The 22,814-nt window shown below is 68.0% G+C and carries 19 protein-coding genes and 1 pseudogene; 12 read left to right on the forward strand and 8 right to left on the reverse strand.

Annotation, left to right across the window (positions count from 1 at the left end; translation table 11 throughout):
- Positions 1-1,145 (reverse strand): 4-hydroxyphenylpyruvate dioxygenase (hppD, locus tag ACNJ7E_RS13695; RefSeq protein ID WP_418340118.1); only part of this gene is annotated, 1,145 nt, incomplete at its 3' end.
- Positions 1,146-1,362: 217 nt separating this feature from the next.
- Here hppD and ACNJ7E_RS13700 point away from each other — a divergent pair.
- Positions 1,363-2,010 (forward strand): IclR family transcriptional regulator, encoded by a 648-nt coding sequence (locus ACNJ7E_RS13700; protein ID WP_418340121.1) that lies wholly within the window; start codon positions 1,363-1,365, stop codon positions 2,008-2,010.
- Positions 2,011-2,015: 5 nt separating this feature from the next.
- On the opposite strand, the gene ACNJ7E_RS13705 is transcribed toward ACNJ7E_RS13700, so the two are convergent.
- On the reverse strand, positions 2,016-2,558 hold the full coding sequence (locus ACNJ7E_RS13705; protein WP_196775237.1) for a gamma carbonic anhydrase family protein: 543 nt from the start codon (positions 2,556-2,558) through the stop codon (positions 2,016-2,018).
- Between the two features lie 213 nt (positions 2,559-2,771).
- Between ACNJ7E_RS13705 and ACNJ7E_RS13710 the strand changes: the two genes are divergently transcribed.
- The 4 genes from ACNJ7E_RS13710 to ACNJ7E_RS13725 all read left to right on the forward strand — a co-directional run bounded on the left by ACNJ7E_RS13710 (position 2,772) and on the right by ACNJ7E_RS13725 (position 8,772).
- Positions 2,772-3,989, forward strand: coding sequence for a CaiB/BaiF CoA transferase family protein (locus ACNJ7E_RS13710; protein ID WP_418340122.1), 1,218 nt, complete (start codon positions 2,772-2,774; stop codon positions 3,987-3,989).
- Positions 3,990-4,005: 16 nt separating this feature from the next.
- Positions 4,006-4,875: a hydroxymethylglutaryl-CoA lyase gene (locus ACNJ7E_RS13715; protein WP_280778526.1), complete on the forward strand. Its 870-nt coding sequence runs from the start codon at positions 4,006-4,008 to the stop codon at positions 4,873-4,875.
- Between the two features lie 28 nt (positions 4,876-4,903).
- Positions 4,904-6,271: an SLC13 family permease gene (locus ACNJ7E_RS13720; protein WP_280778525.1), complete on the forward strand. Its 1,368-nt coding sequence runs from the start codon at positions 4,904-4,906 to the stop codon at positions 6,269-6,271.
- A 221-nt stretch (positions 6,272-6,492) separates the two neighbouring features.
- Positions 6,493-8,772, forward strand: a complete 2,280-nt coding sequence (locus ACNJ7E_RS13725; protein WP_418340123.1) for a SulP family inorganic anion transporter — start codon at positions 6,493-6,495, stop codon at positions 8,770-8,772.
- Position 8,773: 1 nt separating this feature from the next.
- On the opposite strand, the gene ACNJ7E_RS13730 is transcribed toward ACNJ7E_RS13725, so the two are convergent.
- Together ACNJ7E_RS13730 and ACNJ7E_RS13735 are read right to left on the reverse strand one after the other, a co-directional pair.
- Positions 8,774-9,670, reverse strand: a complete 897-nt coding sequence (locus ACNJ7E_RS13730) for an AurF N-oxygenase family protein (protein WP_005255915.1) — start codon at positions 9,668-9,670, stop codon at positions 8,774-8,776.
- A 99-nt stretch (positions 9,671-9,769) separates the two neighbouring features.
- A complete protein-coding gene (locus ACNJ7E_RS13735; RefSeq protein WP_418340124.1) occupies positions 9,770-11,353 on the reverse strand; it encodes an MFS transporter in 1,584 nt (527 codons plus the stop codon).
- Between the two features lie 90 nt (positions 11,354-11,443).
- Here ACNJ7E_RS13735 and ACNJ7E_RS13740 point away from each other — a divergent pair, with 90 nt between their 5' ends.
- The gene (locus tag ACNJ7E_RS13740; protein ID WP_280778520.1) at positions 11,444-12,115 is read left to right on the forward strand and encodes a TetR/AcrR family transcriptional regulator; all 672 of its coding nucleotides are present in this window, start codon (positions 11,444-11,446) and stop codon (positions 12,113-12,115) included.
- Positions 12,116-12,319: 204 nt separating this feature from the next.
- Here the strand turns inward: ACNJ7E_RS13740 and ACNJ7E_RS13745 are convergent, their stop codons facing one another.
- A complete protein-coding gene (locus ACNJ7E_RS13745; RefSeq protein WP_280778518.1) occupies positions 12,320-13,375 on the reverse strand; it encodes an adenylate/guanylate cyclase domain-containing protein in 1,056 nt (351 codons plus the stop codon).
- Positions 13,376-13,538: 163 nt separating this feature from the next.
- Between ACNJ7E_RS13745 and ACNJ7E_RS13750 the strand changes: the two genes are divergently transcribed.
- Both ACNJ7E_RS13750 and ACNJ7E_RS13755 read left to right on the forward strand, forming a co-directional pair.
- Positions 13,539-14,252: a DUF6319 family protein gene (locus tag ACNJ7E_RS13750; RefSeq protein WP_280778517.1), complete on the forward strand. Its 714-nt coding sequence runs from the start codon at positions 13,539-13,541 to the stop codon at positions 14,250-14,252.
- A gap of 120 nt (positions 14,253-14,372) precedes the next feature.
- Entirely contained in the window at positions 14,373-15,026 is a 654-nt protein-coding gene (locus ACNJ7E_RS13755) for a S1 family peptidase (RefSeq protein ID WP_280778516.1), read from the forward strand.
- A 66-nt stretch (positions 15,027-15,092) separates the two neighbouring features.
- On the opposite strand, the gene ilvD is transcribed toward ACNJ7E_RS13755, so the two are convergent.
- The gene (ilvD, locus tag ACNJ7E_RS13760; protein WP_065489475.1) at positions 15,093-16,787 is read right to left on the reverse strand and encodes a dihydroxy-acid dehydratase; all 1,695 of its coding nucleotides are present in this window, start codon (positions 16,785-16,787) and stop codon (positions 15,093-15,095) included.
- A gap of 37 nt (positions 16,788-16,824) precedes the next feature.
- Complete coding sequence (locus tag ACNJ7E_RS13765; RefSeq protein ID WP_280778513.1) at positions 16,825-17,391, reverse strand: TIGR03086 family metal-binding protein; 567 nt, start codon at positions 17,389-17,391, stop codon at positions 16,825-16,827.
- Positions 17,392-17,466: 75 nt separating this feature from the next.
- Here ACNJ7E_RS13765 and ACNJ7E_RS13770 point away from each other — a divergent pair.
- From ACNJ7E_RS13770 to ACNJ7E_RS13785, 4 genes and pseudogenes are all read left to right on the forward strand, one after another.
- Positions 17,467-18,473 (forward strand): annotated as a pseudogene (locus tag ACNJ7E_RS13770) (aldo/keto reductase).
- Between the two features lie 45 nt (positions 18,474-18,518).
- Entirely contained in the window at positions 18,519-19,787 is a 1,269-nt protein-coding gene (locus ACNJ7E_RS13775) for an MFS transporter (protein ID WP_280778511.1), read from the forward strand.
- Positions 19,788-19,878: 91 nt separating this feature from the next.
- Complete coding sequence (locus tag ACNJ7E_RS13780) at positions 19,879-21,459, forward strand: FAD-binding oxidoreductase (protein WP_418340132.1); 1,581 nt, start codon at positions 19,879-19,881, stop codon at positions 21,457-21,459.
- Positions 21,456-22,370 carry a diacylglycerol kinase gene (locus ACNJ7E_RS13785; RefSeq protein WP_418340125.1) on the forward strand — a complete coding sequence of 305 codons (915 nt, stop codon included), beginning with the start codon at positions 21,456-21,458 and terminating at the stop codon, positions 22,368-22,370. The genes ACNJ7E_RS13780 and ACNJ7E_RS13785 overlap by 4 nt, the downstream gene beginning before the upstream one ends.
- Positions 22,371-22,374: 4 nt before the next feature.
- Here the strand turns inward: ACNJ7E_RS13785 and ACNJ7E_RS13790 are convergent, their stop codons facing one another.
- Positions 22,375-22,758, reverse strand: coding sequence for an RNA-binding S4 domain-containing protein (locus tag ACNJ7E_RS13790; protein ID WP_280778509.1), 384 nt, complete (start codon positions 22,756-22,758; stop codon positions 22,375-22,377).
- Between the last annotated feature and the right edge of the window lie 56 nt (positions 22,759-22,814).

A 22,814-nucleotide genomic window follows, 5' to 3' on the forward strand; every position in this document is an offset into this window, starting at 1 on the left:
CCGATGCCGAAGCCGAGGGAGCCGTGGCGTTCGATGAGTTCGAAGAACACGGTGGGGCGGTCGACGAGGGGTTTGGTGAAGATCTGCAGCAGGTAGCCGTCCTCGTCGCGGTCGACGAGGATGCCGCGTTTCTGCAGTTCGGCGATCGGGGCGCGGACGTTGCCGATCCGGGCCCGCAGGTCGGGGTCCTCGTAGTAGGAGTCGGGGGTGGCCAGGAATTCGACGCCCTCGGCGGTGAGCTGGTCGACGGCGGTGAGGATGTCATTGGTGGCCAGCGCCAGGTGCTGGGCGCCGGGACCGCGGTAGAAGTCGAGGTATTCGTCGATCTGCGAGCGTTTCTTGGCGAGGGCGGGTTCGTTGAGGGGGAACTTGACCCGGTGGTTGCCGTTGGAGACGACCTTGGACATCAGGGCGGAGTAGTCGGTGGCGATGTCCTCGCCGACGAACTCGGCCATGTTCGTAAAGCCCATGACTCGGTTGTAGAAGTCGACCCAGTGGTCCATCTTGCCGAGTTCGACGTTGCCGACGACGTGGTCGAGGGCCTGGAACAGCCGCTTGGGGGCGCCGTCCCGTTTGGTGTGCGACGACGCCCGCGAGGTGTAGCCGGGCAGGTAGGGGCCGGTGTAGTTGCTGCGGTCGACGAGGGTGTGGCGGGTGTCGCCGTAGGTGGCGATCGCGGCGAGGCGGACGGTGCCGTGCTCGTCGGTCACCTCGTGCGGTTCGTCGAGGACGGTGGCGCCCTGGGCGCGGGCGTGGGCGATGCACTTGTCGACGTCGGGGACGGCGAGGGCGATGTCGACGACGCCGTCGCCGTGGGTGCGGTGGTGCTCGATCAGGGGGCTGTCCGGGTTCACGGCGCCTTTGATGACGAAGCGGACGGCGCCGGATTCGAGGACGAAACTGTGGTGGTCGCGGTTGCCGGTGGTGGGTCCGGAGTAGGCGACGAGGGTCATCCCGAACGCGGACTGGAAGTAGTGGGCGGTCTGGGTGGCGTTGCCGACCACCCAGACGACGGCGTCCCAGCCGCTGACCGGGAACGGGTCGCGGGTGCCGTCGTACTCGACGAGCCCGACCAGTTGCTCGAGCTGGCCGAGGTCGAGACCTGCCAGGCGTTCCTTGTCGGTGAGAGTCTGCTCGATCGTCATGATGGTGCCTTTCCTGGCAAGGGTTTTCGGATACCGGGGATGTGCGTGCGACTGCGCACCGGGGGAGTGGCGAATGCCTGACACAGAGGTAACCGGGCCCCGATCCGGTCGTCAACCGACACCCGGACAACTAGCCGCATCGACGGATGCGGGTGGTCGCGCACCGGCTTTCCTATACAATCTGAATACTTCAATGGGGCAATAGAAATGGACTGCGATGGTTGCGCGGAGTGAGATCGGCGTCGGAGTGCTCGCCCGTGCGGTGGCGATCCTCGACGTCGTCGAGTCGAGCCCGATGGGCGCGAGCGACCTCGCCCGTGAACTCGACCTGTCCCTCTCGACCACGTACCGGCTGGCGACCGACATGGTCAAGCACGGCCTCCTGCGCAAGGATCAGGAAGGCCGATTCTATCTGGGGCAGCGATTCGTCACCACGGCGTTGAGCGACCTCGCGATCCCGGCGCTGCGGGAATTGAGTGAAACGACAGGGGAATCCGCGCAGTTGTGGGTTCGCCGGGGCGAATCCCGTCTCTGCGCCGCGAGCGTCGATTCCCAGCACGAACTGCGGGTGGCACTGCCAGTCGGAACGTTGGTCCCGCTACCGCAGGGGTCGAGCGGCCACGTGCTGTCCGGAGACTGGGAGGCCGACCCCGAAGCCGTGAAATCGGGTTGGTGGGTGTCGGTTTCGGAACGGACACCGGGATCCGCGTCTATCAGTGCGCCGGTCCGCAGGCACGACGAGATCGTGGCCGCCGTCTGCGTGTCGGGTCCCGAGGGGCGGATGGGGAAGAACCTGGGTGCGTCGATGGGCCGCGCGGTCGTCGCCGCCGCGCGGCAGATCGAGAAATCCGTCCCGGGCGACTGAGTCGCTCAGGCGATGTCGAACGTGGTGACGTCCGCCGACCGATGTTGCTGCGCCAGTTGACGGTAGACCGCGGCGTTGGCGGCGTTGTGGGCCACCTCGTCGTCGGTCAGTTCGCGACGCACCTTCGCGGGCACGCCGGCGACGAGTGAGCGCGGCGGAATTCGCGTGCCCTCGAGTACCAGCGCGCCGGCGGCGACCAGCGACTGCTCGCCGATCACCGCTCCGTTGAGGACGGTGGCCCCCATGCCCACGAGGGCGCCGTCTCCCACGGTGCAGCCGTGCAGGACGGCGTTGTGCCCCACACTGACGTCCCGGCCGACGACGACGGGGAAGCCCGGATCGACGTGAACGGCCACTCCGTCCTGAATGTTGCTGCCCTCGCCGAGGGTGATGGAATCGCAATCGGCACGCAGCACCGCGCCGTACCAGACGCTGGTCTCCGCGCCGAGTGTTGCGGCGCCGATCACCGCGGCGGTCGGCGCGACCCACGTGGTCTTCTCCGCGCGCGGCGAACGTCCATCGATCGCAACGACGTGTGGTTCTCTCACCGTGTTCTCCTCCTGTCGAGCAGCGGATTCCTGCTGCATTTCGCAGCGTCCCGTCGTCCATTGTCGTGTGGCGCGGACTCCGGGCATTGCCAATTGTGACTGCTACCACTACCGTCATTCTTATCAGACGGGAATCCAACTGCCAAATAATGAGAATTAGCAGGTAGGAACCCAGTCGTCATCCAGTACAGATCGACGAGGGAGAACTCTCACATGCAGGTCCCAGAGAACGGCCCACTGCACGGCATCCGTGTGCTGGAACTCGGCAACTTCATCGCAGCCCCCATGGCGAGCCGCATCTTCGCCGACTTCGGCGCCGAGGTCGTCAAGATCGAGCGACCGGGCGTCGGCGACGAACTGCGGGGCTGGCGTCGCCGCCGCGGCGCGACGTCGATGATGTTCCGCACGATCGCGCGCAATAAGCGGTCCGTCACCCTCGACCTCCGGACCGACGAGGGCCGCGCGATCATTCTCGACCTCGCCGCGAAGTCGGATGTCGTCATCGAGAACTTCCGTCCAGGGACGCTCGAGCGGTGGAGAATCGGGCCCGACCAGCTGACGGCCGCCAACCCCGACATCGTGCTGGTCCGGATCTCCGGCTACGGGCAGACGGGCCCGTACCGGGAGCGCACCGGCTTCGGCGGCGTCGCCGAGGCCTTCGGCGGACTGCGGCACGTCACCGGCTATCCGGACCGTCAATCGGTCCGGGCGGCCGCCCCCATCGCCGACACGCTCGCCGGACTGCACGGCGCGATCGGCGCCCTGATGATGTTGCTGGCCAAGGCAAGGCAGGGCGATCACTCGACCCCGCGCGTCGCGGACGTGGCCCTCTACGAATCGGTGTTCATGGCGATGGAATCCCTCGTCCCCGACTACGACGCGTACGGCATGGTCCGAGAACGGACCGCGGGCAACCTGCCCGGCGTGGTGCCCAGCGGCGTCTATCCGTGCGACGGTGGCTCCGTCATGATCGCCGGCAACTCGAGTGGCGTGTTCGGCCGGTTGATGCAGGCCGTGGGGCGTGGCGATCTCGCCGACGATCCCGAACTCGCCGACGGTGATCAGCGATTCCGTCGGGAAACCGAACTCGACGAGGCCATCTCGTCGTGGACGTCGGTGCGTCGCCCCCGCGACGTCGTCGCCGAACTCGGCGCCGCCGGTGTGCCCGTGGGCGAGGTGTACGACGCCGTGCAGATCGCCGACGACGAGCACTACAACGCCCGCGGCATGCTGCAGAGCCTGAAGGTGTCCGTCGACGGGGAACCCGAAGAGGTGCGCTTCCCCGGAGTGGTCCCGCAACTCGACGGCGAACCCACGCAGATCCGCTGGGCCGGCCCCGAGCTGGGTGAGCACACCGACGAGATCCTCGGCGGACTGCTGAATTTGTCGGGTGATCAGCTCGACGACTACCGCGCCCGCAACGTCATCTGAACCGGAGGAAAGTGAAATGTCAGTCACCATAACGGATGTCGTGCTGCGAGACGGACTGCAGGACGAGGATGTCGTCGTCTCCACCGACCACAAGATCGCCGTCGCGGACGCCCTCGTCGCCGCCGGTGTGAAGCACATCGAAGCGGCATCGTTCGTCTCACCCACGCGTGTTCCGCAGATGGCGGACGCCGACGACGTCATCGCCCGGCTGCCCCGCACCGACCCGTCGGTCACGTACAGCGCTCTGGCACTCAACCCGCGCGGGGTGCACCGTGCGATCGCGACCGGCATCGACGAGATCCAGGTCGTGACGTCCGCCAGCGCCGGGCACAGCACGGCGAACACGGGCCGGAACCCGGACGAGGCGCTGCACGGACTTGCCGAGGCATTGCAGAAGTACCCGGACCGGAGTTTCCTCGGAGGTGTGTCGACCGCGTTCGTCTGTCCGTTCGAGGGCGTCATCGCCCCCGCCACACTGGTACGGGTGGCCAGCGCGATGGCCGCAATGGGTGTGCGCCGGCTCGGGCTGGCCGACACGCTGGGGACGGCCACCACCGAGCAGGTGCTCGCATCGGCCGGGGCGGTACGCGACGCCCTCCCCGACATCGAACTGAGCCTGCACCTCCACAACGCGCACGGTCAGGCCCTGGGCACCGTGATCGCCGCGCACCGGCAGCTCGGCATCACGCACTTCGACAGCGCCATCGGCGGGTACGGTGGCTGCCCGTTCGCGCCCGGCGCCCACGGCAACCTCGCCACCGAGGAACTGGTCGCGCACCTGCACGCGCACGACATCGACACGGGTATCGATCAGCAGGCCCTCGGCCTCGCCGTCGACACCGTGAAACACGCTCTGGCCCAAGCTCGGCCCCTCACCGCAGTGTGATCTGCGAACTCACCTCGAAAGGCCGACCATGGTCTACACAATCTCCATCGTCGCTCTGATCGCGATCTTCACAGTGGCGACCCTCACCCCGATCAACATGGGCATCCTCGCGTTCGCCGGAGCGTTCGTCATCGGCGGCTGGGTGTCCGGGATCCCGGTCGAGGACATCATCGACGCCTTCCCCGGCAGCACGTTCATCATCGTCGGCGGCATCACGCTGCTGTTCGCCATAGCCAAGACGAACGGGACCATCGACCTCGTCATCGAGGCCTCGCTCCGACTCGTGCGCGGCAGGCGGTGGGCGATCCTGTGGATGATGTTCCTGCTGTCCGGACTGCTGATGGCCCTCGGGTCCGTCCTCGCGGTCGGGATGCTCGCCCCCATCGCGATGCCTCTCGCGGCCAAGAACAAGATCAACCCGTTCCTGATGGGCATGGTCATCAGCCACGGTGCCCTGGCCTGCGCGTTCTCGCCCATCAATCTCTACGGCGCGTTCATCAACGGGCTGATGGACTCGACCGGCGTCGGATCGAATCCCCTGGTCCTGTTCGCTCTGCCGTTCGTCCTCAACCTGGCCATCGCGATCGTGCTGTTCCTGATCTACGGCCTCGACCTGATCGGTCGCCGCACTCCCCGCCCTGTCGAGGAGACGCCCGACGGCGGAGGATTCGGCGGTTCCTCACGTCGACCGTCCGGGGGCGTGGCGTCGGGCAACGGCCCGGGCGGGAACACCGCGACCCTCACCGATCGCGAGGTCATCGAGGAGGCGCTGATCCACGAAGGTGTGAAGCCGGTGAAGATGAATCGGTACCGGTTCGCGACGCTCGCCGGCATCGGCTTTCTCGTCGTCGGGTCGGTCGTGTTCGGAATCGACGTCGGCGTCAGCTCGATCTGCATCAGTGCGGTGCTGCTGCTGATGGCGCCCAAGTCACACCCCAAGGTCATCGACAACGTGGCATGGCCGGCCGTGGTGCTCGTGTGCGGGATGCTCACCTACATGGCGGTCATGACGCAGAACGGCACGCTCGACTTCCTCGGCGATGCGGCGTCGGCTCTCGGATCGCCGTTGCTGACCGCGTTGATCCTCTGCTACGCGGTTGCGATCATCTCCGCGTTCGGATCGTCGATCGGTACCCTCGGCATCGCGTTGCCCCTCGCCGCGCCGATGCTCGCGATGGGAGAGGTCGGCGCCGTGGGATTCGTCGCGGCCCTGGCATTCTCCGCGACGGTGGTCGACGTCAGCCCGTTCTCGACGAACGGCGTGATGGTGCTCGCCAACGCGCAGGTCGAGGACAAGGGCCGTTTCCAGCGCAAGATGCTCGCCTACTGTGGTCTGATCGTGCTGTCGGCCCCGATGTTCGTCTGGGCACTGGTTGTCGTGCCCACGTCCGTCTAGGTCCGACCGGCCGTGCCGGTCACCGTTTTCCCTCGGTGACCGGCACGTCTCACAGTGTGAGAGCGGGCGACGTGAACTTTGTGAACTTTAAGCTTCATGTAATGGACTGTTGTCCAATAGTTTTCGATTCAACTGGGCGAAAAGTGCTGTCACAGTGACACATGCCACAAGACCCCGTCCGTTTCGGGCGTTTCGTCGTTCTCCGCCCGTAAGGTGTCGTCATGTCGATCCTCGAGAACGAGAAAGCACCCCCATCCGGTGCACCCGCCCCCGGACCGACCCTCGGCGAAAGGTTGCGAGATAACGCGCGATACGACCTACCCGCGTCGCTCGTCGTCTTCCTCGTCGCACTACCACTGTCGCTCGGTATCGCGATCGCGTCCGACGCCCCGATCATGGCGGGGCTCATCGCGGCGATCGTCGGCGGTGTGGTGGCGGGTTCCATCGGTGGCTCACCACTCCAGGTCAGCGGTCCTGCTGCCGGATTGACCGTGGTGGTAGCAGAATTGGTCGCCACATTCGGCTGGAAGGCCACGTGCGCGATCACCGTCGCGGCCGGATTCCTTCAAATCATCTTCGGGCTCAGTAGAATTGCCCGTGCGGCCCTGGCCATCGCACCGGTCGTGGTCCACGCCATGCTGGCCGGCATCGGAATCACGATCGCCCTCCAGCAGATTCACGTCCTACTCGGTGGTAGCTCGCACAGCTCGACCGTCGAGAACATCACTCAGCTCCCCGGCCAGCTGACGTCCGCCCGCTACGGCGACGTCCTCGTGGGATCGGTGGTCATCGCCGTCCTGCTGTTCTGGAAGAAGATCCCCGGCAAGCTGCAGGTGCTCCCCGGCCCGCTGGTCGCCGTCGTCGCCGCCACCGTTCTGTCCCTTGTCCTCCCACTCGACATCGATCGAATCACTTTGGACGGCTCCCTGTTCGACGCCGTGGCACTGCCTTCGATGCCGGACGGCCCGTGGCTCGCAGTGGCCACCGGTGTACTCACCGTCGCGCTGATCGCGAGCGTCGAGAGCCTGTTGTCCGCGGTCTCCGTCGACAAGATGCACGGCGGAACGCGTTCGGAGTTCAACCGTGAACTCGTCGGTCAGGGCTCGGCCAACATGCTCTCGGGTCTCATCGGCGGCCTGCCGGTCACCGGTGTGATCGTGCGCAGTTCCACCAACGTGGCCGCCGGGGCGCGCACCCGGGCGTCCGCCGTGCTGCACGGCGTGTGGATCCTCGTCTTCGCCGCGCTGCTCACCGGACTCGTCGAGCAGATCCCGATGGCAGCCCTGGCCGGCCTCCTGATCGTGATCGGCATCCAGCTCGTCAAGATGGCTCACCTGCGGACGGCCCGGCGCACCGGCGACCTGTGGGTGTACGGCGTGACCGTGGCCGGCGTGGTCTTCCTGAACCTGCTCGAGGGCGTGATCATCGGCCTCGCACTCGCGGTGGTCCTGCTGTTGTGGCGGGTCATCCACCCCAAGATGCGGGCCGAACCTGTCGGCTCCGAGGATTCCGGGCGGTGGCGCGTGACCGTCGAGGGGTCGTGCAGCTTCCTGTCCATGCCGGCGTTGACGGGGATCCTCGCGAAGGTGCCCGAGGGCGCGCACGTCACCGTGGAACTGGCGGTCGACTTCCTCGACCACGCCATGTTCGAGGCGATCGACGACTGGAAGCGTCACCACGAGCGGAACGGCGGAACGGTCGTGATCGACGCGCTCGGTCCCGTCGACATGGACGCCGTCGGCGCGTCGCCGCCCCGGCGCGGCATCGGCGTGGTGAGCCCCCGCGGGTTCGCCCCGTGGAAGAGCTGGCAGCCGCGGCACGCCGACACCGAGAACTCCACCACCACACCGGCGGCACTCCGGCCGGTCCTCGCGGGAGTGTCGGAATATCACCGGCGGAACGCGGCTCAGCTGCAACCGCACCTCGACGAACTGCGGGACGGGCAGCGCCCCGACTCGTTGTTCCTCACCTGCTCCGATTCACGCATCGTGCCGAACGTGATCACCAGCAGCGGTCCGGGAGACCTGTTCACGGTGCGCAACGTGGGCAACCTCGTCCCGACCGGAACGCAGGACGTCTCCGTCGAGGCCGGACTGGCCTTCGCCCTCGACGAACTCGAGGTCAGCTCGGTGATCGTGTGCGGCCACTCCGGCTGCGGCGCTATGAAGGCCGTGCTCGCGAGTGCACCGACCGAGACCGACGGGTCCGATCGCGACGCCGTCGAACAGTGGCTGACGTTCGCGCAGCCGAGCCGGAACGCGTTTCTCAGCGGTCATCCGGTGGCACGGGCAGCGGCCGAACTCGGATTCGACGAGGTCGACCAGCTGGGCATGGTGAACGTGGCGGTCCAGGTGCAAACGCTCGGGCGCCATCCCCTCGTCGGCGCGGCGGCGGCCGAGGGTCGAGTACGCGTCGCGGGAATGTTCTTCGACATTCCGTCCGCGCGCGTACTCGAGATCACCTCGACCGGTGTGTCCTACCTGGACCACGTCCCCACATGAGTCAGAGGAGATGGACCCTCTTGTAGAGGCGCTTGGACGGACCGCCGACGAGGCCGACGCCATCGAGGAACTGCATCAACTTGGAACCGGACGTGCGAACGGTGTCCTTGTAGTGCTGGTTGTTCTTGGCCTCGGCGGCGGCCCGCTCCGGGTCGAGTCCGGCGTTCGCATACACGTCCTTGCGGATCATGCTCTTCATCACGAAGTACACGACCACCGCGGTGTTGAGGCGCTCGAACTGCAGTCGTGCCCAGCTGGCACCCTCGATGCGGCGGCCGACCTCTTCGCGGGCGAAGCGGATGTGGCGGGCCTCTTCGAGGACGTGGATCTTGCTCACCGTTCGGGTGACGGGCTGGACGCGCTCGTCCTTCATGAAGTCGCGCTGCATCATGTCGAGGATCTCCTCGGCGGCCATCACGCTGGCGTACGCGTTGGCGCCCCGGAAGAAGCCGCCCCAGATGCGTCCGAGCTTGTGGATCGCGGGGTGCGGGCCGTAGCTCGGCATGTTGAGGCGTTCACCGGCGCGGGCGAACATCACCGAGTGGCGGCATTCGTCGGCCACCTCGGTGAGCGCGAACTGGACGTGGCGCGAGTGCTTGTCCCGGCCGTACACGTCGCGCAGCAGCATCTGCATGAGCAGGATCTCGAACCACAGTCCGACGCTGGAGACACTGGCGGCCTCGTGCTTGGTGAGCTCGATCTTCTGCTCTTCGGTCATCTCGTCCCAGAGGGCGGTGCCGTACAGCGTGCTCCACTCGGGGGTGAGACCGAACTTGTCGTCGGGGATCGGTGCTTCCCAGTCGACCTCGACCATCGGGTCGTAGGACTTGCGTGCCGACGACGCCAGCAAGCGCTGGGCGGTCTCTTCGCGGTCGGAGACGACGATCGATGCGGTCATCACTACCCCTTGTTCTGTGACTAGGCGGTCAACTAACTGTGACATTCAGTAACTGATACTGAACGATACAATGACGGCGGTCACAAGGGCAACGTCCGATCAGTCGACGTCGGCCAGTTCCTCGTCCTTCCGCGGCGCCGGAGACGACCCTTTCCGGCCCGGCGCCCACACCGCGAGCACCACCGCGGCCGCAAAGCACACGCAGGCCAGGGCGATGGACGCCTCGTCCATTCCCTCGAGGAACGCTTTCCGGGCGAAGCTCGCGAGCTGCTCGCCCTGCGGTCCCGCCGACTGGGCGACGTGCAGCGCGGCGGCCAGGGAACTCGACACGGGCTCCTTCGCGACGTCGGGGACGGCGTCGACGGCCGGCTGGACGTGCCTGCCGTACCCCGCGGCCAAGATGCTGCCTGCCAGTGCGACGCCGATCGCCGCCCCGATCTCGCGTGCCGTGTCGTTGACCGCGGACGCCACTCCCTGTTTCTCATCGGGAGTGTTCTGCACGATTGCGGTGGTGGCGGGTGCCGTGCACAGGCCGATGCCGAACGCGGCCACGACCAGCGGCAGAGCCACCTGGGGGTAACTCGAGTACTCGTCGAGCCGGACCATCAGCAGGATTCCGACACCGAGAATCGCGGCGCCGACGGACAGCAACGGGCGGAGGCCGACATAGGGGAGGACGAACGGCATCCCCGCGGACAGCATCATCACCGGTACCGCGATGGGGGCGAGCGCGAGCGCCGACTCCAGCGGCGAGTAGCTCAGCACCAGTTGCAGGTACTGCACCGCGAAGAAGAAGAGCCCGAGGATGGCGAGGAACTGCATCAGCAACGACATCGACCCCGACCCGAAGGCGCGGTTGGCGAAGAGCCGGACGTCGAGGAGCGGATGCTCGCGGCGCAACTCGACGAGCGCGAACGCCACCGCGGCGGCGACGCCACCCGCCATGAGCCCGACGACGGCGGGATCCAGCCAGCCGCGGTGCGGCGCCTCGATTGTGCCGAGCACGAACAGGCCCACCGCCGCCGCGATCGTCACGGTGCCGGGAAGGTCGAGCGGCGCCTGGTCGGTCTGGCGTGAGGAGGCGATGGTGAATCCGGTGAGGAAGAGGAGGCCGGACACCACGGCGAGGCTCACGAAGATCGCCTTCCACGACCACTGTTCGAGCAGCAGTCCCGAGACCAGCAGTCCGGCGATCGCGCCCGACCCGGCGACACCCGACCAGATGCCGACGGCCCGGCCGCGCTGGGACAGTGGAAAACCGGCGGTGAGCAGCGACAGCGTCGCCGGCATCACGAAGGCCGCGCCGATGCCGGCGACCGCGCGGGACCCGATGATCCACTCCGGGCTGTCGTTCAGGATCGGAATGGCGGCACCCAGGCCGAAGATCAGCAGTCCGAACATGAGGAGGCCGCGGCGGCCGTAGCGGTCGCCGAGTGCGCCGGCGGGAAGCAGGAGTGCGGCGAGCGTGAGGGTGTAGCCGTCGACGATCCAGGTGAGCTGGCTCTGGCTGGCGCCGGTGTCGCGGGCGAGGTCGGGCAGGGCGGTGTTCAGTGCGGCCATCGCCGCAACGACGAGTGCGACCGCGCAGCACGCGACGGTCAGCATCCAGATCTGCCGAAGGGTCCAGCCGGTGGTGTTGCTCTGTTCGGTGTCCTGCGGTGGTGCGGAGTCCCGAGAGCGCACGATGTAATCCCTCCGTGGAAGTAACGAGACTGTCAGTATCGTTGGTAGACTGGTAGTTCACAAGAGGTGCGGCAGTGGCAGGAACGGGCGGTGCAGATGACCGAGCAGGATCCCCGCAGGCAGCGCTCTCGCGCGAGACTTCTCGACGCCGCGACAACTCTTCTCGCGAGGGGTGGCACCGACGCCGTGACGATCGACGCCGTCACCAAGCTGGCGAACGTGGCTCGGGCCACGCTCTACCGGCATTTCGGCAACGGCACCGAACTGGTCGCCGCGGCGTTCGGGCGGCTGCTCCCACCCGCGCCGACCGTGCCCGCCGACGGCGACCTCCGCGACCGGCTGGTCGAGCTGATGGTCAGTCAGGCGAAACTCATAGAGAGTGCCCCCATGAACGTGACGGCCATGTGCTGGCTCGGCATGGGCCCCGCGCTGGACGACTACTCGAGCGCGACCGCTGTCGAGTCGGACAAACCGGAACTGCGGACGCTGAGGCAGACCATCGTCGAGCAGTACCGGGCGGCATTCGACCAGGTCTTCGGCACACGGGAGGCGGCCGAACGCCTCGGCGAATTCGACTACGACCTCGCTCTCGCTCAACTCATCGGACCACTCGTCTTCACCCGGCTCGCGACCCTGACCCCGCTGGGACGGACCGCGTGTGAGCAGATCGTCGACGACTTCCTCGCCGCACGCGCCGCCCAGGTCGCCGCGGGTCCCGCGAAGCCGACGCTCCTCGAGATACCGCCTGCTCAGGCGTTGTGACGTCGACAGCTCCGCGCGTCGTCATTACCGTGGCACGTGCGCGCGGCACCGGATGCCGCGCGTATCGAATGAATGGTGTGGGAAGGTTTCTCGATGATCACTGATGCACTCAACTGGCTCCTCGGTGCTTGGGGCGGCGTCGCCGCCGGCAGCAGCGGATACTCCATCCCGCCCGGAACCCTTCCCTTCGGAAGCTGACGGTCGCTAGGCGTCCCGGTCTCGACGCAGCACGAACTGTTCGAGTCGTCGAATCCCTCGAACGCGTCGTGGACGTAGCTGCTTGAGGTAGTAACCGGGAGCGTCGGCGAGTTCGTGGGCGAGCGCCTCGTCGATCAGCACCGTGCCGGGACGCGCCGAACCGGTGAGTCGCGCCGCGGTGTTGACGACGGAGCCGTAGAGGTCGCCGAACCGGACGAGCACCGGACCCATCGCGAGTCCTACCCGCAGTTCGGGGTCCGCCTCGTCCGGCAAAACCTTCTCCTGCAGCTGCAGGGCGATCTCCGCCGCATCGGCCGGCGACTCGACGGCGAACATCACCTCGTCGCCGACCGTCTTCACCACCCACCCCTGATGCCGGCCGATGACCGACGTCGACGCCGACTCGAATCGTTCCAGAAGGTCGCTCAGTTCCCGGGCACCGAGCTGACGGGTCAGCGACGTGTACCCGACGATGTCCGCAAAGCCGACCACCAGTTTCCGGCTCGCGACCTCCTCGCCGGGGTTCCCGACATTGCGACCGGTGGTCGAGGCGATGTGCCTGCGCCACACGTACGCCTGCAACGACTCGACCGCTGGAAGGATCTCAGCGGTGAGTTCGCGCACCTGCTCCCGGATGGCCTGCTCGTCGCTGCCCGCGGACCCCGCGAGCTGATCGACGATGTGGGTGCTGATCAACGAGACCTGCCATTCGGCGAGCCGCGACATCGACTGGCCGAGAGCACGAGCCGCCGCCACCTCGCGTTCCGGCGAGATGATCCCCTGACCGACGAGCGACGCGATCGTGCGCAACGCGGCGGCGTCCCCCTCGGTGAACATGACGCCGTCCGGGTCGGTGTCGACCGCGAAACCCATCGACACCCACAGGCGGTCGGCCCGTTCGAGGGACACCCCCGCGAAGTCGGCGATCTCGGCCCGCGTGTAGCGGCGGGGCCCGCCCAGAAGCGACTCCTCGAGATCGGCCTGGACGTCGCGGAGCAGGCTCGGTGAGATCTGCGTCGTCGTTGCGGTCTCGTCGCCGTTCTCCGGTGCTTCCGAGGTCACGTCGTTCCTCTCATTACGTTCGATCCGCCCGCACGATCGCCGGTGCGTCCGCCCTCTCAATCTGCCACTGTGCGAGCCCGTCCGATGCGGAACCGTCGGTGGGGTGTGCGAGAGTTGCGGTGCTCACGAGCGTAACCAGGAGACAGACCAGAAAGGACAGCGCATGCCGCCCCGTAGACGTTCCGGTGCCGCCGCACCGGATCACCTGACCGCGGAGAATCTCGAGACCCTCGCTGCCGCGATCGCGGAAGGTAAGCGGGCCACCGTGTATCTGCGCGAGGCGATGCCCAGCCTCGGGCTCGAGGCCGGAGCCTCGGCGAAAGTTATCTCGGTGCAAGGCAATACGCTCTTGATCCGACCCAAGGGCGTCGACGACGAGCTCCCCTTCGAAGCGGAGGAGCTTCTGATGAGACGAATTCCGGCACCCAAGCCTGCGCCCGCACCCGCCGCCCGCGCGACACCGGTCGTGCACCAGGAGATCGAACCCGGCCCGCCCCCTGCCCCCAAGGCACCCGCCGCGAAGACCGTCGCGACGCCTGCGCCCGCCGCTGCCGCGGTCCCGAAACCCGCCGCGGCACCGGCCAAACGCACCAGCAAGAAAGTGCCCGCGGGGGTCAGTGTCACCATCCACGCCGGCGCCGACAACGACTGGAGCGTCACCGTCGCGCACGGCGCCAAGCGCCCCGGCAAGGCCGTCCCCGTCTCTCCGGACGCCGTCGAACGCGCCGTCCGGGAACTCGGCGAGGAGACGGCGATCGAGGCCGTCGAGTCGATCATCGTGGCGGCACGCAACCTCGCGGCGGCCCGGGTGGACGAGCTGAGCCGGCAACTCGAGGACGCCCGCAAGGCACTGGAGGCACTCGGCGCCGTCGAGTAGCGCCCGGGTGAGTAACGGTCGCGGTCTCTACATCGGCATTCCCCCCACAGGTCTTGCGTGGGGTGGGATTCTTATGGGGAGACACGCGGCCGTCGGGGCTCATCCGGGAAGGTTCGAAAAATGTTGAAACGATTCGCGGCGGTTGTTGCGGCGACAGCGGGAATTCTGGGATTCGTTGCGGCGGGGTCCGCGACAGCAGCTCCGGCCGCCGTCTTGGGGGGCGGTTCGGGGATCGTGGTGAACGACGAACTCGTCTGCTCACTCACCACCATCGGACACGACAACGCGGGCAGGCTCGTCGGCCTGACGGCGGGCCACTGCGGTGAACCGGGCTCCTACGTGGTGCCCGAAGCCAGTCAGGACAGCGGCATCGTCGGAACGTTCGTCGTCTCCAATCCCGCTCTCGACTACGCGGTGATCCAGTTCGACCCGGCGAAGGTCGTCCCGGTCAACAGGGTCGGCGGCGTCACCATCACCAACATCGGCGCACCGGCAGCCTTCCCGCAGGTGGCGTGCAAAGAAGGCCGCACCACGGGCAACACCTGCGGCATCGTCTACGGCGACCTCATGCAGACAGGGGAGACGTGGACCCAGGCCTGCGTGATCGAGGGTGACTCGGGCGCACCGATGGTCGTCGGCACCACCCTGGTGGCCATGGTCAACGCCTACCTCGCGGCACCGTGCATCGGCCCGGAGATCGGCACCAACCTCAACTCGATCATCGCCGACATGAACGCGAGCGGCGGTCCCGGCGCCGGGTTCCGGCCCATCTAGGCCCTCCGGGCCCGTGCGCCTTTTTGGTAGCCAGGACAACCAGAAAGGCGCACGGGCGCGAAGCGCCTACCCGCAGACGGCGCCGCCCGACGCGGAACCGACCAGCTTCGTGTACTTGGCCAGGACCCCGCGGGTGTAGCGCGGGGGCAGCGGCTCCCACCCGTTCTTGCGGCCGGCGAGTTCCTCTTCGTCGACGAGCAATTCCAGGGTGCCCGTCCCGACGTCCAGCCGGATCTGGTCGCCGTCGCGGACGAACGCGATGGGACCACCGTCGACGGCCTCCGGTGCCACGTGGCCGACGCACAGGCCGGTGGTGCCGCCGGAGAATCGGCCGTCGGTGAGCAGGAGGACGTCCTTGCCCAGTCCGGCACCCTTGATCGCGCCGGTGATCGCGAGCATCTCGCGCATGCCGGGTCCGCCCTTGGGACCCTCGTAGCGGATGACCACGACGTCGCCGTTCGTGATGGTGCCGTCCTCGAGGGCGTCCATCGCGGCCCGTTCCCGTTCGAAGACGCGGGCGGTGCCGGTGAAGACGTCGGAGTCGAACCCGGCCGACTTCACCACCGCGCCGCCCGGGGCGAGGGACCCCTTGAGGATCGTGATCCCGCCGGTCGGGTGGATGGGCGAGCTCATCGCGCGGAGCACCTTGCCGTCCGGGTCGGGAGGGGCGATGGCCGACAGGTTCTCGGCCATGGTCTTGCCGGTGACGGTGAGGCAGTCGCCGTGCAGCATCCCGGCGTCGAGCAGGGCCTTCATGATGACGGGGACGCCACCGATGTGGTCGACGTCCTTCATCACGTGCTTGCCGAACGGTTTGACGTCCGCGAGGTGCGGGACGCGGGCGCCGACGCGGGAGAAGTCGTCGAGGGTGAGTTCCACATCCGCTTCGCTCGCGATCGCCAGCAGGTGCAGGACGGCGTTGGTGGAACCGCCGAAGGCCATGACCACGGCGATGGCGTTCTCGAACGCCTCCTTGGTGAGGATGTCCCTGGCGGTGATGCCGCGGCGGAGCAGTTCGACGACGGCTTCACCGCTGCGCCTCGCGAATCCGTCGCGACGACGGTCGGTGGCGGGCGGGGAGGCGCTGCCGGGCAGTGACATGCCGAGCGCCTCGGCGGCGCTGGCCATCGTGTTCGCGGTGTACATTCCGCCGCACGCGCCCTCGCCGGGACAGATGGCACGTTCGATGGCGTCGACGTCCTCACGGCTCATCAGTCCGCGTGAACAGGCGCCGACCGCCTCGAACGCGTCGATGATGGTGACGTCGCGTTCGGTGCCGTCGGACAGTTTGGCGACACCCGGCAGGATCGAACCGGCGTAGAGGAACACGCTCGCGAGGTCGAGGCGGGCCGCGGCCATCAGCATGCCGGGCAGGGACTTGTCGCAACCGGCGAGCAGCACCGACCCGTCGAGGCGTTCGGCCTGCATCACCGTTTCCACGCTGTCGGCGATCACCTCACGGGAGACGAGGGAGAAGTGCATGCCCTCGTGTCCCATCGAGATGCCGTCGGACACGGAGATGGTGCCGAACTCGAGGGGATATCCGCCTGCGGCGTGGACGCCGTCCTTGACGGCCTTCGCGAGCCGGTCGAGCGACAGGTTGCAGGGGGTGATCTCGTTCCAGGACGACGCCACGCCGATCTGGGATTTCCCCCAGTCGTCGTCGCCCATGCCCACCGCACGGAGCATTCCGCGCGCTGCGGTCTTCTCCAGTCCGTCGGTGACATCACGGCTGCGGGGTTTGGGATCCGGGGTACTCATGTGTCCCAGCGTAGGCGGGACCCTCCGCGGCGGTTGGTTAAATGCGTTGCCGGGGATCGCGACCGGTCAGGGCGATCAGGCGGTCCTGCAGCGGCGCGTCGTCCGGAAGGTCGACGGGGTCGGCGAACAGCCCGCTCTCGGAGAGCATCTCGCGTTGGCCGTCGAGATCCGACCAGACGCCGGCGACGAGTTGCGGGTCGAGTGTGTCGTCGGATCCGGTGGCCTTGGCGAGGTCCCATGCGTGGATGGTGACGTCGGCGATCTGCTGCCGCAGATACGGCTCCAGCGGCACCGTCCCGTAGGACAGGTGGACCTGCGTCTGCGGGTCGGTCGACGACCACGCGTGGATGGCCGCGTCCGAATACCGCTGCCATTCCGAGCGCATGTCGCCGTGCAGGGGCTCGATGTCCGGGGTCGCTTCGCCGACCGTTTTCCCCGCAAGTAGTGGGGGAACCCACTGCTGTTCCTCGATGACGTGCCGCACCAGCTGGGTGACGTCCCATTCACGGTCCGGGGTCGGCGCCGACCAGTCGGTGATCGCGGCGACCCGTGCACCGAACTCGCGGTGGGCGATGCGGGCGAGTTCGAACCAGTCGAATGCCATGCCTTCAGGGTAGAGGCAGCCGGGTCACGATCAGCGCGATTCCAAACGATGCACCTGTCGGGGTGCTCGGGAAGGATGGGGCGCATGACCAACATCCCCACCGTGCAGTTGTCCGAAGGCCTCACCGTCAGCGCGCAGGGCTACGGCGCCATGTCCGTCGCCCCCGTGTACGGCCCCGTCGATGCCGCGGAGGCGCTCGCGACCCTCCACCACGCCATCGACATCGGAGTGACGTTCATCGACACGGCTAACGTGTACGGCGACGGCGCGAGTGAGATCGCGGTGGGCACGGTGCTGAAGGAACGCCGCGACGAGGTGCAGCTGGCCACCAAGTTCGGTCTCGTCGGCAACATCGCGAACGGCCGGCGCAGCATCAACGGCAAGCCCGACTACGTGGCGCAGGCCCTCGACGAATCGCTGACCCGGCTCGGCGTCGACACCGTCGATCTCTACTACCTGCACCGCGTCGACCCCGAGGTGCCCATCGAGGACACCGTCGGCGCGATCGCGGAACAGGTGAAGGCAGGCAAGGTCCGCAACGTCGGACTGTCGGAGGCGACCGGCGACGAACTGCGTCGCGCGTCACAGGTGCACCCGATCGCCGCGATCCAGAGCGAGTGGAGCATCTGGAGTCGCGACGTCGAGAAGCACGTGGTTCCCGCGGCGGCCGAACTGGGCATCGGCTTCGTGCCGTACTCCCCGGTGGGCCGTGGCTTCCTCACCGGAACGTACGACCCGGCCACGCTGGGCGACAAGGATCTGCGCCGCCGGTTCCCGCGTTTCGGCGACGATGCGCTGCCGCGAACCTCAAGGTGCTCGACGTCGTCCGCGAGGTCGCTGCCGAGCTCGACGCGACGCCCGCCCAGGTGTCGCTGGCGTGGCTCGATGCGAAGGGCCGCGAATTCGGGTTGCCGTCCGTGTCGATTCCGGGCACCCGGTTCGCGGCGCGCGTCACGGAGAACGCCGGCGCGCTCGCACTCACGCTGACCGAGGGGCAGATCGCGCGTCTGGACCTGCTCGCGGATCTCACCGTCGGCGAGCGCACGGCCGATCCGACCTGGGTGTCGCTGGGTCGCGAGTGACTTCACTCAGCGGGTAATGCCTGCTGGGGGGTAGTTTGATCTGCGATGAGCAGAGTGTGGTTGGTGTGGGGCGTCGGGGTTGTCGCTTATATCGTCGCCGTCCTGCACCGAACCTCGTTCGGTGTGTCGGGCCTCGCGGCGACGGAACGATTTTCGATCAGTCCGAGTGTGTTGTCGGGGTTCGTCGTACTTCAGATCGTGGTGTACGCGGGGATGCAGATCCCGGCCGGTGTGCTCCTCGACCGGTACGGGTCGCGGATCATGATTTCCGCGGGCGCCCTCATCATGGCCTCGGCGCAGATGCTCCTCGCGCTCACCGAATCGCTGCCGCTGGCGGTCGCCGCGCGCGTTCTCGTCGGCGTCGGCGACGCGATGACGTTCATCTCCGTGCTGCGCCTGGTGCCGCAGTGGTTCGCGCCGCGGCGGGTCCCGCTCGTGTCGCAGCTGACCGGCATCTTCGGTCAGATCGGTCAGATCCTGTCGGCGCTGCCGTTGATGCTGTTGCTGAACGGGCCGGGCTGGAGTTTCGCGTACGGCAGCGCGGCGTCGCTCGGTTTGCTGTCGTTCGTGCTCGCCGTCTCCGTCATCCGCAATGCGCCTCCCGGTCTGGAGGTGGTGGCCGCGCCCGCCGGACTGCGGGAGGTGGGCAGACAGATCCGCGCCGTGTGGGGCCGTCCCGGCACCCGGCTCGGGTTCTTCACCCACATGGGCACGCAGTTCTCGATGACCACGTTCGCCCTGCTGTGGGGTGTGCCGTACCTGAGGTCGGCGCAGGGATTGTCGCCGGCGGAGGCCGGTTCGCTGCTGACCCTGTCGGTGATCTCGGCGATCGTGGCCGGGCCGATCATCGGCATCCTCAGCGGTCGCTTCCCGATGCGCCGCTCCTATCTGGTGCTGGCCATCATGATCAGCAACGCGGCGATCTGGACCGTCGTCCTGTCACTGCCGGGCCCGGCGCCGATGTGGTTGCTGATCGTGCTGGTGATGGTGATCTCGGTGGGCGGCCCCGGTTCCATGATCGGCTTCGACTACGCCCGCATGTTCAATCCCAGCACCAGCATGGGAACGGCGCAGGGAATGGTCAACATCGGCGGCTTCCTGGCGTCGTTGCTGGTCATCCAGGCGATGGGTCTCATTCTCGACGCGATGGGCGGGTACTCGTTCGACGCGTTCCGGGTGGCCTGGCTCGTGCAGTACCCGGTCTGGATCGTGGCGATCACGGGTGTTCTGGTGACGCGGGGGAAGACGCGGAAGCAGATGGGGTTGGTGTTGCGGCCCATCCGTCAGGTGTGGCGGGAGCGGGGCGGTCGCTGAAAGGGCTAGTTACACTCTTACATGATGTGTAACACTATAACGCATGAGCAATGAGCGATCGGAAGATCACGCCGTCCTGACGGCACCCCCGATGCAGTGGGACGCCTGGGGCGCGCCGGAAAAGCACAAGGTCCTCTCGGACGGCATCAAGGGACTGCTGCAGCAGGCCCTCGGCGTCACGATCAGGGAGCCCTCCGACCGGGCGGCCGACGACGTCGTTCTGGCTCCGAGCGCACTGTCCGACCAGCAGGTCGCCGCGCTCGCGGGCATCGTCGGAGAACAGTTCTGCAGCACCGCGCACGCCGACCGGCTGCTGCGTTCCGGCGGCAAGAGCACGCTCGACCTGCTGCGCCGCCGCAGCACGGAACCGCAGAACGCACCCGACGCCGTGGTCACTCCCGGCACGGACGACGAGGTCGCCGACGTGCTCCGATACTGCGCCGACCACGGCATCGCCGTGGTGCCGTTCGGTGGCGGAACGAGCGTGGTCGGCGGGCTCGACCCGGTGCGCGACCGATTCGACGCCGTCGTCTCGCTGGACCTGCGCCGGTTCGACGCGCTCATCGACCTCGACACCGACTCCGGCATCGCGACGCTGGGAGCGGGCGTGACGGGGCCGCTCGCCGAGGAACTGCTCGGCGCGCACGGCTTCTCGCTCGGGCACTTCCCGCAGAGCTTCATGTTCGCGACCATCGGCGGCTTCGCGGCCACCCGGTCGTCGGGGCAGGCGTCCGCGGGGTACGGGCGGTTCGAGGACATGGTGCAGGGACTGCGGGTGGTGACCCCCACCGGGACCCTCGACACGGGGCGCGCCCCGGCCTCCGCGGCGGGTCCGGACCTCGGCGAACTGTTCGTCGGGTCGGAGGGCACGCTCGGTGTCATCACCCGGGTGCGGGTGCGGGTGCACGCGGTCCCCGACACCACCGTCCGGGAAGGGTGGAGTTTCCCCGACTTCGAGACGGGCGCGGCGGCTCTGCGGGCACTGCGGCAGGAAGGTGCGGTCCCGACCGTGTTGCGACTGTCCGACGAGGCGGAGACGGCGGTGAACCTCGCGACCACCGACAAGATCGGTGAGGAGACCGTCACCGGCGGCTGCCTGGCGATCACGACGTTCGAGGGCACGGCCGAGCACACCGCGGAGCGGACGGCGGAGGCACGTGCCGTCCTGGTGGCGCACGGCGGCACGTCCCTGGGCGAGGGACCCGGAAACGGCTGGGAGCACGGCCGTTTCGACGCGCCGTACCTGCGCGACTCGCTGCTCGACGCCGGAGCGCTGTGTGAGACGCTGGAAACCGCGACCACCTGGGGCAACCTCGCTGCGCTCCGCACGGCCGTGACCACCGCGCTGACGGAGTCGCTGTCCGGGCAGGGCACCCCGCCGCTCGTCCTCTGTCACATCTCGCACACGTACCCGACCGGCGCCTCGCTGTACTTCACTGTCGTGTCCGCGCAGGCGGACGACCCGATCGAACAGTGGCGGAAGGCCAAGGCCGCCGCCGGGGATGCGATCGTCGCCGCCGGCGGCACCATCACGCACCACCACGCGGTCGGAGTCGACCACCGCCCGTGGATGCGGGACGAGATCGGCGACCTGGGCGTCGCGATCCTGCGGGCGGTCAAGGATACGGTCGACCCGGCGGGAATCCTCAACCCCGGCAAGCTGATTCCGTGAGCACCCAGCAGGTGATCGAGAAGGTCACCGTCCTCGTCAACCCCCTCGCCGGGCACGGTCACGCACCCGTCGCCGGCCGCAAGGGGGTGGCCCGCCTGCGTGAGCGCGGGGTCGCCGTCACCGAGATCATCGGGACGGACGCCGATCACGCGCGCATGCTGGCCCGCCGGGCGATCGACGACGGCACCGACGCGCTCGTCGTCGTCGGCGGGGACGGCGCCATCAGCATCGGGTTGCAGGCGGCCGCGCAGTCCGGGACACCGGTCGGGTTGATCCCGGCCGGCACCGGCAACGACCACGCGCGCGAATTCGGTATCCCCGTCGGCGATCCCGTCGCCGCGGCCGACGTGATCGCCGACGGGGAGGTGCAGGAGTCCGACCTCGCCAGGATCACGCTCACGGACGGCGCGGTGGTGTGGGCGGGCACCATCGTCGCGAGCGGATTCGACTCGCTCGTCACGGACCGCGCCAACCGGATGTCCTGGCCGAAGGGTCCGATGCGGTACAACCTCGCGATGCTCGCCGAACTGACGCAGCTCCGTCCGCTGCACTACACCATCGAACTGGACGAGGAGACGTTCCAGGTGGACGCCACCCTCGTGGCGGTGGGCAACGGACGCTCCTACGGCGGCGGCATGCAGATCTGCCCGGGTGCCGACAAGACCGACGGCCTGCTCGACGTCACGGTCGTCGACTACGGTCGCCGGTGGAGGCTGGTCCGCTTGTTCCCCCGGGTCTACAAGGGCACACACGTGGATCTCCCCGACGTGCAGACCTACCGTTCACGGACGGTGCGACTGCAGTGCGACGGCATCACGGCCTACGCGGACGGCGACCGGGTCGGCCCGCTGCCGGTCACCATCGAGGCGGTGCCGGACGCCCTGCGCATCCTCAGCCACACCCCGGCCTGAGCGGTCACAACCCGCGCAACCGGTCCATCTCGCGGCGTTCGCGTTTGGTGGGCCTGCCGGCGCCGCGGTCGCGCTGCGGTATCGACGCGAGGACTTCGCGCGGTGGGGGCGGCGGTGTGTTGTCGGTGTAGCACTCGACCGCCACCACCGCGCCGACCCGTTTGGTGATCGGCCGGACGACCTCGACGATGCGTTCGACACCCGCCGCGCGAATGCGGACCTCGTCACCGGCCTTGACCGCCTGCGCCGGTTTGGCGGTGGTGCCGTTGACCCGCACGTGCCCCGACCTGCAGGCGGCCGCCGCCGCGGAGCGTGTCTTGAACAGCCGGATCGCCCAGGTCCAGCTGTCGACCCGGACGCTCGCGGGATCGGTACCGGAAATCGCCACCCGACCAGGATACGAAAGGGTGCGACTCGATTGCTGATCGCGGGTGCCGCCTCGAG

Source organism: Rhodococcus mengyinensis (assembly GCF_048381435.1).
Classification (GTDB): domain Bacteria; phylum Actinomycetota; class Actinomycetes; order Mycobacteriales; family Mycobacteriaceae; genus Rhodococcus_F; species Rhodococcus_F opacus_D.